The organism is Collinsella sp. CLA-ER-H10 (genome assembly GCF_040092475.1).
Taxonomy (GTDB): domain Bacteria; phylum Actinomycetota; class Coriobacteriia; order Coriobacteriales; family Coriobacteriaceae; genus Collinsella.
Window position 1 is genome coordinate 51362 of sequence record NZ_JBBNLM010000010.1, and the last position, 14508, is coordinate 65869.

The 14508-nt window shown below is 59.5% G+C and carries 11 protein-coding genes, 1 tRNA gene and 1 rRNA gene; 12 read left to right on the forward strand and 1 reads right to left on the reverse strand.

The window, feature by feature from the left end; all coding sequences use genetic code 11:
• The first annotated feature begins 153 nt into the window (after nucleotides 1-153).
• A complete protein-coding gene (locus tag AAAX36_RS06005) occupies nucleotides 154-831 on the forward strand; it encodes a copper homeostasis protein CutC (protein ID WP_349074597.1) in 678 nt (225 codons plus the stop codon).
• Nucleotides 832-834: 3 nt separating this feature from the next.
• A complete protein-coding gene (locus tag AAAX36_RS06010) occupies nucleotides 835-1632 on the forward strand; it encodes a DUF4931 domain-containing protein (RefSeq protein WP_349074599.1) in 798 nt (265 codons plus the stop codon).
• A gap of 30 nt (nucleotides 1633-1662) precedes the next feature.
• On the opposite strand, the gene AAAX36_RS06015 is transcribed toward AAAX36_RS06010, so the two are convergent.
• Complete coding sequence (locus AAAX36_RS06015) at nucleotides 1663-2661, reverse strand: bile acid:sodium symporter family protein (protein WP_349074601.1); 999 nt, start codon at nucleotides 2659-2661, stop codon at nucleotides 1663-1665.
• Nucleotides 2662-2935: 274 nt separating this feature from the next.
• On the opposite strand from AAAX36_RS06015, the gene recJ reads away from it, so the two are divergent.
• The 10 genes from recJ to AAAX36_RS06065 form a co-directional block, all read left to right on the forward strand.
• Nucleotides 2936-6223, forward strand: a complete 3288-nt coding sequence (recJ, locus tag AAAX36_RS06020) for a single-stranded-DNA-specific exonuclease RecJ (protein ID WP_349074602.1) — start codon at nucleotides 2936-2938, stop codon at nucleotides 6221-6223.
• A gap of 15 nt (nucleotides 6224-6238) precedes the next feature.
• A complete protein-coding gene (locus AAAX36_RS06025; protein WP_349074604.1) occupies nucleotides 6239-8599 on the forward strand; it encodes a bifunctional (p)ppGpp synthetase/guanosine-3',5'-bis(diphosphate) 3'-pyrophosphohydrolase in 2361 nt (786 codons plus the stop codon).
• Nucleotides 8600-8687: 88 nt separating this feature from the next.
• Entirely contained in the window at nucleotides 8688-9371 is a 684-nt protein-coding gene (locus AAAX36_RS06030) for an MBL fold metallo-hydrolase (protein ID WP_349074606.1), read from the forward strand.
• 194 nt (nucleotides 9372-9565) lie between these two features.
• Nucleotides 9566-10432: a class II fructose-1,6-bisphosphate aldolase gene (gene fba, locus AAAX36_RS06035; protein WP_117736934.1), complete on the forward strand. Its 867-nt coding sequence runs from the start codon at nucleotides 9566-9568 to the stop codon at nucleotides 10430-10432.
• Between the two features lie 255 nt (nucleotides 10433-10687).
• Entirely contained in the window at nucleotides 10688-12121 is a 1434-nt protein-coding gene (locus AAAX36_RS06040; RefSeq protein ID WP_349074610.1) for a transglutaminase-like domain-containing protein, read from the forward strand.
• Between the two features lie 39 nt (nucleotides 12122-12160).
• Nucleotides 12161-12247: transfer RNA gene (locus AAAX36_RS06045), tRNA-Leu, on the forward strand.
• A 431-nt stretch (nucleotides 12248-12678) separates the two neighbouring features.
• Nucleotides 12679-13248 (forward strand): translation initiation factor IF-3, encoded by a 570-nt coding sequence (gene infC, locus AAAX36_RS06050; RefSeq protein ID WP_006234423.1) that lies wholly within the window; start codon nucleotides 12679-12681, stop codon nucleotides 13246-13248.
• Between the two features lie 32 nt (nucleotides 13249-13280).
• Entirely contained in the window at nucleotides 13281-13472 is a 192-nt protein-coding gene (gene rpmI, locus AAAX36_RS06055; protein WP_006234422.1) for a 50S ribosomal protein L35, read from the forward strand.
• 46 nt (nucleotides 13473-13518) lie between these two features.
• Nucleotides 13519-13878 carry a 50S ribosomal protein L20 gene (gene rplT / locus AAAX36_RS06060; protein ID WP_006234421.1) on the forward strand — a complete coding sequence of 120 codons (360 nt, stop codon included), beginning with the start codon at nucleotides 13519-13521 and terminating at the stop codon, nucleotides 13876-13878.
• A 535-nt stretch (nucleotides 13879-14413) separates the two neighbouring features.
• Nucleotides 14414-14508, forward strand: a 16S ribosomal RNA gene (locus tag AAAX36_RS06065); the annotation flags it as partial.

The following is a 14508-nucleotide window of genomic DNA, read 5'->3' on the forward strand; positions in this document are numbered from 1 at the left end:
GACCAACCCGGTCAGCGCCCCCTTTTAAGTTGCGGTGAAATAGGGACTAAATGGGGGCGCTAGACGCCAAAACAGTCCCTATTCCACCGCAACTTCATGGGGATGTGTGACAATGCCCGTCGGAAAACATCTGCTGTCTTTGGGGGCCTATCTATGCTGTACGAGTTTTGTGCCGAGAACTTTGAGCGGGTGCCGGCGGCTATCGAGGCCGGTGCGGGGCGCATCGAGCTGTGCGATAACCTTGCCGTCGGTGGTACCACGCCCTCGGCCGGCGTTATCAGCGCTACGACCAACTATGCCCACGAACACGATGCACGGGTGATGTGCATGATCCGTCCGCGTGGCGGCGACTTTCACTACAACCAGGATGAGCTGCGCATGATGGAGATGGACCTGGGCCTTGCTGTGAGTGCCGGCGTTGACGGCCTGGTCTTTGGCTGCTGCAAGCCCTGTGCCGGCGGCTGGGCGCTCGACGAGCTCACCCTCGGCGCCTTCGTTATGGCTACGGGCTGCGCGACCGAGGAGTGCAAGCGCGAGCCCCTTGACATCACCTTCCACATGGCATTTGACCAGCTCTCGCCCGAGGCTCAGCTCGATGCGATTGATACACTTGCCGATTGCGGCGTTACGCGCATTCTGACGCACGGTGGTGCTGCCGGTACGTCGATCGAGGACAACTTCGAAAACCTGGCCCGCTTGATTGAGTACGCGGGCGATCGTTTGACCATCCTTCCAGGCGGCGGCATTACCACGGCAAATCGCGACGCGGTCGCGGCGGCGCTAGGCGTCTCCGAGCTCCATGGAACCAAGATCGTGCCGCTGGAGGCGTAGTCCGTGGCGCTGGTATTTGACGTTCAGCAGGCGAACGGCAAGCCCGACGATAACCGTCGCCCTGGCACCGCGTGCCCCTTTTGCGACACGGAGGGGCTCGCCAACATCATCCAGCGCGATGGTGACTGCATCTGGCTCGAGAATAAGTTCAAGACCTTGCGGGCCACCCGTCAGACCGTATTGATCGAGTCGGCCAATCACGACGCCGACCTGGTGACCTATGAACCGGATGAGCTGCATCATGTGATGCGGTTTGCCCTGGGCTGTTGGCAGCAGATGATCGATTCCCAACAGTACCGCAGTGTGCTCATGTACAAGAACAAAGGCCCGCTTTCGGGCGGCAGCCTCGTCCATCCACACATGCAGATTGTGGGCTTGGAACAGGAGGACGGCTATGCGGCGTTGACCTCAGCCAACTTTGAAGGCATCAATGTCTGGCAACAGGGGAGAATCTCGGTCGACATCTCAACCGAGCCAATCATGGGATTCTTCGAGGTCAACGTCTCGGCTCCGCAGGGAATCGCCGCCAGCGATGACACGAGAGACCAAGCCGAGACGGACCTCTTCGCCGATGCGATTCAGGTGGCCCTGCGCTATATCCTGAACGAGCACCATGGTGGTCGCGCAGAGTCGTACAACTTGTTTTTCTATCACTTGGGCGGTCGGACCATTGCCAAGGCGCTTCCACGTTGGGTGGTTTCGCCCTACTTTGTGGGCTATCGTTTGGCCCAGGTCAATGCCGAGACGACGCTCGATATCGATGCTGAGCGCCTGCGCGCACGCCTGGAGGCGCTTGCATAACCAAGGGCTCGGCCTCGCGCCTGTGGCTGGCTATTTCGCCATTACGCTGCGGCCGGCCTCGACGCGCTTGCGTTGGGCAGCGCGCTCCTCGCCAGTTAGGCGCTCAAAGAGATGCCCGATAATCGAGGCCAGCACCTGCTGAAACAGCGTTCCGCACATGACGGGAAACACGACCTCGCCGGGAAAATACTGCGTGGCGATGACGGCGCCCGAAGAGATATTGCGCATGCCGCAGGTAAAGCACACGGTAGTCGTCTCGCTATATGGCAGATGGAGCGCACGGGCGACCAGAAAACCGACGACAAAGCCGCTGATGGCGAAGGTCAAAATAAAGAGGGCGACTTCCAGGCGCACCGCGTTCATGTGCAGCACGTACTCGCTCATGGCGGTGGAGTTGGAGGCGATAACGCCCATCATCATGAATTTGCAGGCGGGCGAGAGCGCGGGGGAGAGCTTCTCGTGTCCCCATCCACGCGTGAGCTCGTTGATTACGATGCCGAGCACGGCGGGGATGGCGATCATAAAGGCCATGTCTTGCATCATGCTCGGCACATCGATCGAGACGGTGGCATCCAGCAGGAGCTTAAGCGTGAGCGGAATCGTCACAGGGGAGATAACCGAGGACGTCAGGATGATGGTGAGCGCGAGCGGGCCGTTGCCGCCGAACATGCTGATCCACATAAAAGCGGTGACGGCCACGGGCACGCTGTACTCGAGCACGATGCCGCAGACAAGGTTGGGGTTGGAGCCAAAGAAGAGTGACCCCATGGCATACGCCGCGATGGGAATAAGCACTGCCGAGACCAGCAACGCCAGAATCAGGTGCAGCGGACGGTGGAACACCTCGGCTACCTGGTGAAAGGTGTTGCTGAGCGCACCCTGAAACGTCATAAAGGCGAAGAGGGCGGGAACAATGGGCTTGAGCACGCCGATCTGCTGGGGAAAGAGCACGCCGAGCGCCACGCAAATCGGAACGATGATCTGCATATGCCCCGCGAGGAACTTTCCCAGTCCAGCCCATTGCTTCATATGTCCCGTGACTCCCTTTATCCGCGAACTCGTTTGTATGGATATACTAGACGCTCGTATGCGTCCGTGCGGCTGAAACGCTCGATTATTTCGAGGCCATTACCGCCATCGTTTGTCGAAACCGCGGCGCACCGCGGCGTTTTGCGTCCGCGCTGCACGGTATAATAAATCCGTTCAACAGATCTGCCTGCCGAAGCGGGTATACACAGAGGACTCATCGCTATGAACCGTGAGAGGTATCGCGGCGACCTGCCCCTATCAGGGGTGGGTGCCTATGTCATCGCTTAAGACGACGCATCGCTGGGCGGTCGCTCAGCAAAACCCCGAGCTCGAAAAGGAGCTTTCGGCTGGTCTGGGCATTCCCGGGCTGGTGGCGCGCATTATGGTCGCGCACGGCATTGGCTCCATCAAAGAGGGCCAATTGTTTTTGACGCCTTCGCTCGATCGCGACTGGGCCGACCCACTCATTATCCCGGGCATGTCAGTCGTTGCCGACCGCGTCGAGCGTGCTATTCGCAACCACGAGCACATTGCAGTCTTTGGCGATTTTGACGTTGACGGTATTACGTCGACTTGCCTGTTGACCGAGGCTCTGCGCACGTTTGGCGCCGATGTCACGCCGTTTATTCCGCATCGCTTTGACGAGGGCTACGGTCTTTCGCGCGCGGCGCTCGACCGCGTTAACGAGCTCGCTCGCCCCCAGCTGATCGTGACCGTCGATAACGGCATTGCCGCCAAGGAAGAGGTTTCCTATCTGGAGAGCCTGGGGATCGATTTGGTGGTCACGGACCATCACGAGCCCTCCGACCAGGTGCCGCAGGGTGTGCCCCTGACCGACCCCAAGCTCGAGGACGAGGGCCCCTCGCGCGAGCTTGCCGGTGTTGGTGTGGCGCTCAAACTGGTGCAAGTCCTGGGTGAGCGCCTGGGCAAGCCGTCGTATTGGCGTTCGCTAATCGAGGTCGCGGCGCTGGGCACCGTGTCCGACATGATGCCGCTCACGCCCGAGAACCGCGCACTGGTCGCCGAGGGCATCCAGCAGATGCGCGTGACGGCCCGTCCCGGCTACATCGCACTTGCCGCGCTCGCCAAGGCGGACCTTTCGAGCATTACGGCGGATGGCCTGTCATTCTCGCTCATTCCCCGCTTAAACGCTGCCGGTCGCATGGCCGATCCCAAGCTGGCGCTCGACCTGCTGCTTGCCCGCAATCCCATCGAAGCAAGCGCGCTGGCGGCTGAGCTCGAGGAAATCAACCACCAGCGCCGTGAGATCGAGGCGGAGCTCACGCGCGATGCCATGGCAAAGGTCGAGGAGACCTATGACGGCGGACGCGCGATTGTCGTGGGTGGCGAGGGCTGGCACGAGGGTGTCAAGGGCATCGTGGCAAGCCGTCTGACCAACCGCTATCACGTGCCGGCGCTGCTGTTCTCGATCGAGGACGGTATCGCGCGCGGCTCTGGTCGCTCGGTGGGCAAAGTTAACCTGTTTGACGCCGTCGAGCGCTGTTCCGACCTGCTGATTCGTCGCGGCGGACATGCCGGTGCGGTGGGTGTGACCATCGAGGCATCCAAGCTCGATGAATTCCGTCGTCGCCTTTCCGCCGTGCTATCGGAGATTCCCGCCGAGGACTTTGAAGACATCGACGAGGTTGCCGCCACGGTCGACCTTTCCGAGCTGAATATTGAGACTATAGAGCAGATTTCCCGTCTTGAGCCGTTTGGCCAGGGCAACAAGGTGCCGTTGCTGGCCGCCGAGGGCGTGACGATGTGCGATCGCGCCGTGGTGGGCAAAACCGGCGAGCACATGCGCTTTGTGGCGACCGATGGCGCCGCGAGCGTGCCGGCCATTATGTTCCGCGTGCCGCAAATCGATAAGCTCATCAACTGCGATAGCGCTGTCGACTTGGTGTTCGAGGCCGTTGCCGAGCATTGGCAGGGGCGTGTGAAGCCCAAGCTCATGATCAAGGATGTCTTGGTGCGCGATACCACGGCGTCCAATATCGACGATCCGGCATGTGAACTTCGCCGCGGCGTGCAACCGGCGGATTCTGGCCTGCGCCTGGAGTCGCGTAAACGCGAGACGCTCGCCCAGCTTTCTTATACCGAGCTGACGCGCTCGCTTATCCATAGCTTTATCGGCTCGAACCAGCCGCACCGCGCGCAGGTCGAGGCGCTCGATGCCCTGGCCGATCACCAGAGTGTTCTGGCCGTTATGGGAACGGGGCGCGGCAAGTCGCTCATCTTCCATGTGCATGCCGCGCGCGAGGCGGTCCTTCGCGGGCGTGCGAGCATCTTTGTCTATCCGCTGCGTGCGCTCGTTGCCGACCAGGCCTATCACCTCTCGTCGACGATGGCAGCGCTTGGCATTGGCGTTGGCGTGCTGACCGGCGAGACCGTGGAAGCCGCACGCGATGACGTGTTCGCCGGCCTAGCTTCGGGCCGCACCGGTATCGTGCTCACGACGCCCGAGTTCCTGTCTATCCACCGTGACCGTTTCGCGCGTTCGGGCCGCATCGGCTTTGTCGTTATCGATGAGGCGCACCACGCCGGCCTTGCCAAGGGCGGCGACCGTAGCGCCTATCTTGACATGCCCGATATCCTCAAAGCCCTGGGCGACCCGGTCGTTATGGCTGCGACGGCCACCGCGACGGCTCCGGTCGTGGCCGAGCTTGCCCGCATGTTGCCAATCACTCGCACGGTGGTCGACGAGACGGTGCGCGAGAACCTGCAGCTCGAGGACGACCGCGACCTTGCGAGCCGCGAGAACCGTTTGGTGTCGATCGTGGCGACGGGGGAGAAGACCGTCATTTACGTCAATTCGCGTGACCAGTCCGTGGCGCTCGCCAAGACACTACGCAAACGCGTTCCCGACTGTGCGACCCGTATCGCGTTCTATAACGCTGGCCTTACGCGCACCGACCGCCATCGCGTAGAGGAGGCGTTTCGAGACGGCAGCCTCAGCTGCATCGTCTCGACATCCGCCTTTGGCGAGGGCGTCAACCTTCCCGATATTCGCCATGTCGTGCTCTATCACATGCCGTTTGGCGGCATTGAGTTTAACCAGATGAGCGGCCGCGCCGGTCGCGATGGCCAACCCGCCGTGATCCATCTACTCTATTCGTCGCGTGACGCCCGTATTAACGAGCGCCTACTCGACTGCTATGCGCCCGAGCGCGACGAGCTCGTCACGCTCTATCGCGCGCTGCAGACCATGTGGCGCTCCAACCGCGGCAAGACCGGGGACGATTCCTTTAGCGCGAGCGATATCGACATCGCGCAGATGTGCCTTGCCATCGATGCTCGCACGCCGGTCGACGAGCGCTCGGTGGAAAGCGGCCTGGGAATCTTCGAAGAGCTTGGTTTCTGTCGCGTTTCGGGGTTTGACGACACTCGTCGCATTGCGATGGCCGAAAACCCCGGCCGCGTGCAATTGAGCAGGTCAATTCGCTATTTGGAGGGCTTGCGCTCGCGCATGGAGTTTTCGGCTTTCCGGAGCTGGGCGCTCGATTCGTGCGCTTCTGATATGCTAGCCAAAGTTAACCGCCCGATCGTACCGCGGGCCTAGGGGAAGGGGACCTCGATGGATGCCGCAGCCCGTACCGCCCATGATTCCACCCTCCAGCCGTTTTCGGAGATGGAGCACTATAAGCATGCCGATGAGCTGCCGCCCGAGATTATGGCGGACAGCTACGACAAACTGGAGCGCCTGTGCCTCAAATATATGAATGAGGACGACTTTTCTAAGGTTGAGCAGGCCTACTGCTTTGCCGCCGAGAAGCACTGCAACCAAAAGCGCCGCTCGGGCGAGATGTACATTAACCATCCCGTCGAGGTTGCCATCATTTTGGCCGATCTCAAGATGGACTGCGATGTGGTGTGCGCCGCGCTGCTGCACGATACCGTCGAGGATACTGAGACCTCGCTCGCCGATGTTTCCGGCCTGTTTGGCGATACGGTGGCCGAGCTCGTCGATGGCGTGACCAAGCTCACCAACATCGAAGTCGACAGCATGGACGAGAAGCAGGCGCTCACGCTGCGCAAGATGTTCCTCGCCATGTCCAAGGACATTCGCGTCATCATCGTTAAACTTGCCGATCGTCTGCACAACATGCGAACGCTGGCGGCCCTTCGCGAGGACCGTCGCCTGTTTAAGGCTCGCGAGACCATGGACGTGTATGCGCCCCTGGCCGACCGTCTGGGCATGAGCTCTATTAAGTGGGAGCTCGAGGACCTGTCCTTCTTCTACCTTGAGCCCGATGCCTACCAGCGCATCGCACGCATGGTGGCTGAGTCGCGCGAGGTTCGCGAGCGCTATCTGGCCGAGACCATCAAGACGCTCACCGACGAGCTCAACCGCATCGGCCTGGAAGACTTCCAGATCAACGGCCGTTCCAAGCACTATTGGTCCATCTACCAAAAGATGAAGCGCAAGGGCAAGGAATTCTCCGAGATCTACGACCTGGTGGCACTGCGCGTCATCACGCATTCGGTACGCGATTGCTACTCCACGCTCGGCGCGGTGCATACGCTGTGGCACCCCATGCCCGGTCGCTTTAAAGACTATATCGCCATGCCCAAGGTCAATAACTACCAGTCGCTCCATACGACGGTAATCGGCCCCACGGCCCGCCCGCTCGAGATTCAGATTCGAACCTACGAGATGCATGAGCAGGCCGAGTACGGCATTGCCGCCCACTGGCTCTATAAGAAGTCGGGCGGATCGTCTGCGTCTAAGACCAATGATGCCCAGCGTCTGGACGACCAGATTAACTGGCTCAAACATTCGCTCGATTGGGCTGCGTCTGATGAGATCACCGACGCCAAGGAATACCTGCATTCGCTGAAGGTCGACCTGTTCGATCAGGAGATCTTCGTCTTTACGCCCAAGGGCGAGGTCATGGCGCTTCGTGCCGGCTCCACCCCGCTCGACTTTGCCTACGCGGTCCACACCGAGGTCGGCAACCACTGTGTGGGCGCCAAGATCAACGGTGCCGTGGCGCCGCTCACGCACGAGATCAAGACGGGCGACCGCGTCGAGATTCTGACCAACAAGAGCTCCAAGCCGTCGCGCGACTGGCTCAAGATCGTCAAAACGCCTTCCGCCAAGTCCAAGATCCGTCGCTACTTTGCCGCCGCGACTAAGGACGACGACGCTGCCGCCGGTCGCGATATACTGGCCAAGGACCTGCGCAAGCGCGGGTACGGCATCTCCACGCCGCGCTCGACGCGTGCGCTCAATGCCGTGGCAGAGCAGCTGAACTTTAAACAGCTCGAGGACCTGTTTGCGGCCGTCGGTGCCGGTAAGGTCGCCCCGCGTGCCGTGGGCAACAAGGTCGAGCAAATCTTGGACCCCAAGCCCGAGGAGCAGCTCACCAAGGCCGAGGCTATCGCCGAGGTCGTGAAGCAGCCCGCTCGCGGCTCCAACCGCAAGCCGCAAAAGCGCGGCAAGAGCGCCAGTAACGGCATTATCGTCAAGGGCGAGAGCAACAGCGGCCTGCTGGTCCGTCTGGCTCATTGCTGCAACCCCGTGACGGGCGACGACATCGTCGGCTTCATCACGCGCGGTCGCGGCGTTTCGGTGCATCGCGCCAACTGCCCTAACGTCAAGGGTCTTATGGAACATCCCGAGCGCATGATCGATGTGGAGTGGGACGGCGCTGCCGACACCCTCTTCCAGGTCGAGATCGTGGTCGAGTGCCTGGACCGCATGGGCCTGCTCAAGGATGTCACCATTGCCATTGGCGATGCGGGCGGTAATATCCTTTCTGCCGCCACGTCGACCAACCGCGAGGGTATTGCAACCCTGCGCTTTATGGTCGAGATCTCGGACGCGAGCGGTCTGGATCCGCTGCTGGCTTCCATCAGCAGTGTCGATTCGGTCTACGACGCTCGCCGTCTTATGCCCGGCGAAGGCGGAGCTCAGCTCAAGCGCCGTGTGTAGGTGCGAGAGCCTCTCAGCATCATAGATATTGGTTACGTTCGAGGCATCGTTTGGTGCCTCGAACGTATTTTAGAAGGAGGGTATGCGCATGGGCGATATGACTTTGGACCTGACACCCCGAGGTGCGGCTTCGATTGAGACACTCGTCAACGGCCCGATTCAGACCAACAGTTACGCCGTGATTTCGAATGACGAGTGCTTAATCGTCGATCCGGCGTGGGAGGGCGAGCGTCTTGTGGAGTATATCCGCACCGCGCATCCCGAGGTGCGCGTACTCGGCTCTGTCTGCACGCACGGCCATGCCGACCATGTTGGCGGGGTCGCCGGGGTTCGAGCTGTTGTTGGCGACGGCGCACTATATGAGTTGTGCGCTAAGGACGTGACGGTACCTCGCGCAAATATCGAGGAGCAGCGCGCCATGTGGGGCATCGAGACGCCCGATCCGGGTGAGCCGACGCGTTTGCTTGCCGAGGGCGATACAATCGAGGTGGGCGACGTCTGCCTGCAGGTGATCGAGACGCCGGGGCATACGCCGGGCGGCATCGTCCTGTTCGCCGCGACCGAGCAGGGGAACATCGCCTTTGTGGGCGACACGCTTTTCCCGGGCAGCCACGGCCGTACCGATCTTTCCGGCGGTGACGAGGCGGCGATTATGCGCTCGCTCTCCAAACTTGCCAAGACGCTTCCGCCCGATACCGTTTGCTTGACGGGCCATGGCGATTCGACCACGATGGCGCGCGAACTTATGCAGAATCCGTTTATGCAGATGTAGGCTCGAAGCCGTCTTTCGAACCACGAAGACCGCTCAATCGTCAAGCTATTTTCCCCAGTGGGTAGATTCTGTGGGGCAAACGGTCAAAATTTGTCCAATCGGATGGTATTCGTGAACAAACGAACGTTTATGCTCGGGTATGTCGTGGTAAAATCTCAGGCGTTATCGGAGCAACCTTACAGGAGGTTTCTTTTATGCTCGTCAACGCAGCAGACATGCTCAAGAAGGCCGAGGCCGGCAAGTACGCTCTCGGTGCCTTCAACACCAACAACCTCGAGTGGACCCTGGCTATTCTCCAGGCCGCCGAGGAGGCCAAGTCTCCGCTGATCCTTCAGTGCACCGCCGGTGCCGCTAAGTGGATGGGCGGTTTCAAGGTCTGCGCCGACATGGTCAAGGCTGCCGTCGAGGCCACGGGCGTTACCGTTCCCGTCGCCCTTCACCTCGATCACGGTTCTTACGAGGACTGCTTCAAGTGCATCGAGGCCGGCTTCACGTCCATCATGTATGACGGCTCTCACGAGGAGACCTTCCAGCTTAACCTCGACCGCACCAAGGAGCTCGTTGAGCTTGCCCACTCCAAGGGCATGTCCATCGAGGCCGAGGTTGGCGGCATCGGCGGCACCGAGGACGGCGTGACTTCCAACGGCGAGCTCGCTGACCCCGCTGAGTGCAAGCAGATTGCCGACCTGGGCGTCGACTTCCTCGCCTGCGGCATCGGCAACATCCACGGCGTGTATCCCGCCGACTGGGCTGGCCTTTCCTTCGAGCGTCTGGGCGAGATCAAGGCCGAGACCGGCGACCTGCCCCTCGTTCTGCACGGTGGCACCGGCATCCCCGAGGATCAGATCAAGAAGGCCATCTCCCTGGGTATCTCCAAGATCAACGTCAACACCGACCTGCAGCTCGTCTTCGCCAAGGGCGTTCGCGAGTACATCGAGGCTGGCAAGGATCAGCAGGGCAAGGGCTTTGACCCCCGCAAGCTCCTCAAGCCTGGTCGCGACAACATCGTTGCCCGCACCAAGGAGCTCATGGAGGAGTTTGGCTCCGTCAACAAGGCGTAAGTAGCGGTTTAACTTTCCCGTCGGAGGCCCCGTTCACCCTACGCTTTTCCCTTGCGCTCACCTGGCTTTGCCAGAAGTCGCGCAATGGGAAAAGCTTCGGGTGAACGGGGCCTCCTTCGTTAACTCGCTACAGGGTTACTGGGCTGAATTCATTTTTTGACTACCGCTCGGCGGTGTTGATGGCTCCCTTGTTGGGGCTTTCTTTTTTATCTCGCTACAATGGGCTTCAAGAGTTCTAATGACTTGGAGTTTGGTATGGCTGTTATTAATGTACTGCCTTCGGATGGGAAGGTTATTGACGAGGGTCCTGTTGGTTGCTCTGTTGATGTTTGCAATGATGACTTCCGTTTTCTAGATGTTGGCTTGCCACCCGAGATTCTGCGTTTAAAGGACGCGGGGTATCTTTCGCAGGCTATTGAGGCTTGCGACCGCCTACTTGCCCAAGATCCCGATCCCTCGCTCGCTGCCTGCGTTCGCGCCGAGCGGTATCGCATGATCGAGACGCCGCTTCATTTTTCGGTGTCGCGCGATCGAGCTATTGCGATGATTCGCGAGGAGTGGCCTGAGTTTACCGAGGAGCAGTTTGACGATCTGATTGACCGTAAGCGTATTGACTGGCGCTTTATCGATGGCGAGCTGTTCGTTCTCGATAACTTCCTCGATTCGCTTCGCGTATATCCCAAAGAGGCCCCCGGCATGCGTCCCGATTCTACGGACGGAATAGCACTGCGCAACGAGATGCTCAAGGAGATGGAGTCGCAAAACGGATTGACTCGCGTTATTACGCTTCAGGCGTCCTTGTCTGTCCCCGGCGCTCTAGAGGGGGAGACCGTTCGCGCTTGGCTTCCCGTTGCCGCCACCTGCCACCAGCAGTCTCGGGTCGAGATTCTCGACATGACGCCGGAGGGTGCTGTTGCTCCCGCGAACGCTTCGCCACGTACCGCCTCGTGGTCTTCTTCGAGTGAACGCTCATTCTCGGTGACCTATCGTTATCACATCGATGCTGCTTATTGTGATGTCTACGGTGGCACACTTCCGGTTCATCCGCGTATGGACGCGCCTCTGCCCGAGGATATTTCCGAGGACCGTCCGCACATTGCATTCACACCGTATCTGCAGCAGCTGACGGCCCGTGTCATTGACAGGCTCGAGGATCCGCTCGATCGCGCCCGTGCCATCTATGATTACCTGACGCAGCATATCGACTATCGCTACCAGCCGCCGTACCTGCTTTTGGGCTCTATTGCCGATGACTGCGCGCATTCGCTCCGCGGCGATTGCGGTGTTATGGCGCTCACGTTTATCACCATGTGTCGCATCGCCGGCGTGCCTGCCCGTTGGCAGAGTGGCCTGTATGTTGCGCCCGATTCGGTGGGGCCGCACGACTGGGCGGAGTTCTATACGCCGCAGACCGGTTGGCTTAACGCCGACGTATCGTTTGGCTCCTCGGCACGCAGAATGGGGGAGGAGTGGCGCCGCCGTCACTACTTTGGCAACCTCGACCCGTGGCGCATGGTGGCAAACAATCGATTCCAGGCCGAGTTTGAGCCGGCTTTCGACGGCATGCGCGAGGACCCCTACGACAATCAGATGGGCGAGGCCTCGGTCGACGGTCGCGGATGCCGCCAGCGCGAGATGCTCCGTTCAGTCGAACTCATCGAAATGCTCGAAGTTCCATTTTCGGACTAATCGATAGCAAGCTGTGATAAACTAACTCACGCATTACGTGCCCGAGTGGCGGAATTGGCAGACGCAGTGGACTCAAAATCCACCGTTGGCAACAACGTGCGAGTTCGAGTCTCGCCTCGGGCACCATACATGCAAGTGAGCGTTCAAGGGGGTTGCGGCCCCCTTTTTCGTGCCGAACTCGCGTGAGCGCGCGAAGCGTTAAGCAAACAGGCCTGTGGCCTGTTTGTAGCGGAGCGTGGCGAGGGCGCCACGCGCCCGAAGCCCGGGGCTTCGCGAAGCGAAGGCCCTTCGAGTCTCGCCTCGGGCACCATACATGCAAGTGAGCGTTCAAGGGGGTCAAGGCCCCTTTTTCGTGTACGTAATGTGATAACGCGCTGTACGTGTTATTATTCGCAGGGCGTTGTTCCCGCAATGCCCTAAAGAGGAACCCGAGGGTTCCCACCTTTTGGCGCCAATGAGCAGCTGACTGGTCATACAACTTAGATTACCTTCCTCAAATCGAGGAAGTCTATGTGTACGACCTGGTTGCTGAGAAGCGCCGGGTTATTTTTTTATGAATGGAGGTAGGGAAAATAGCTAAGTCTGATGACACCCGCATCAACGACGAGATCACTGCATCTTCGTGCCGTTTGATTGGCGTCGATGGCTCTCAGCTCGGCCTGTTCGCCATCCGCGATGCCCAGCGCGTCGCCGACGATCAGGGTCTCGACCTGGTCGAGATCGCTCCCAACGCGGAGCCGCCGGTCTGCAAGGTCATGGACTACGGTAAGTTCAAGTACCAGCAGGCCATGAAGGCCAAGGCTGCTCGTAAGAACCAGTCCAAGGTCGAGGTCAAGGAAATGAAGTTCCGACCCAAGATCGACGTTGGCGACTACGAGACCAAGAAGGGCCACGTTCTGCGTTTCCTCAAGAAGGGCGCACGCGTTAAGATCACCATCATGTTCCGCGGCCGTGAGATGGCTCACCCGGAGCAGGGCCTTAACGTTCTCGAGCGTCTCGCCGAGGATCTCAAGCCTTACGCTACGGTCGAGTCCAAGCCTAAGATGGAAGGCCGTAACATGCTTATGCTGCTCGCCCCGATTAAGGGCGCCTTCGATGAGGATAAAGCGGCAAGCGATACCAAGTAACTAGTGTTCTGTAACCGATTAAGGAGTATTTCATGCCTAAGATGAAGTCCCACAGCGGCACCAAGAAGCGTTTCCGCAAGACTGGTACCGGCAAGCTTATGCGCGCCAAGGCTTTCAAGAGCCACATCCTGAGCAAGAAGTCCACCAAGCGTAAGCGTGGCTTCCGTCAGGAGACCGAGATTGCCGCTGCCGACCGCAAGGTCATCAAGTCGCGTCTCGCCTAAGTTCGCGTTCCCGTTTTTCGTTTTACCGTCTAGGAGTTGATAGAACATGGCACGTATTAAGCGCGCTGTTGCCGCCAAGAAGAAGCGCCGTACCGTTATGCACCGTGCGAAGGGTTACTACGGTGCCGCTTCGCGTACTTACAAGCATGCTAAAGAGCAGGTCCAGCACTCCCTGCAGTATCAGTATCGTGATCGCCGCAACAAGAAGCGCGAGATCCGTTCTCTTTGGATCACTCGTATCAACGCTGCTGCTCGCCTGAACGACATCTCTTACTCTCAGTTCATGCACGGCCTGAAGGTTGCCGGCATCGAGCTCGACCGCAAGGTCCTGGCTCAGATGGCTTACGAGGACATCGAGTCCTTCAACGAGCTGGCTACCATCGCCAAGAAGGCTCTCGAGGCCTAATAGATTCTCTTGAATCGCTAGGGGAGTGTCGCGTTGTGCGCGGCGCTCCCTCTTTTTATCTGAAGCGCGGTTTACATTGCTAAAAGCGCGGGTAGATAAACACTTACAGGTGACCGATCTCTATATATTCCTGAACCAAAGGGTCATCATCTGATACGTGCGGAAGATCCGCACCAGTCTTTCTATTACCTATAGAAAGCAATATGTTGTGTAGGACTTGTGAAGAGCGGAATTGACGTCCCACAGAGCTTCGCGGTCTGGCAATATATCTCCTTGCCGCGCGGCCCGGTGCAACCGGGAACCAGCGCAGGCGTGCACCTTGAGAACCGGATACTGCGAGGATGGACACACCAGTTGTGTCGCATCCGGGCAGACATCGAACCATTTGAAATGGTCTAACTTGGATTTGTTTTTCGCAAGGCCGCCGAGAGGCGGCCCCGAGAAATTCCTTTTCCTATACTAGAACCATATGAATCGAACGGAACCGATCAGCTAATAGTTGTGAGGACCGGACGGGCTCGAAGCCCATTTATTTTGGACGGAGAGTTCGATCCTGGCTCAGGATGAACGCTGGCGGCGCGCCTAACACATGCAAGTCGAACGGCACCCCTCCTCGGAGGGAAGCGAGTG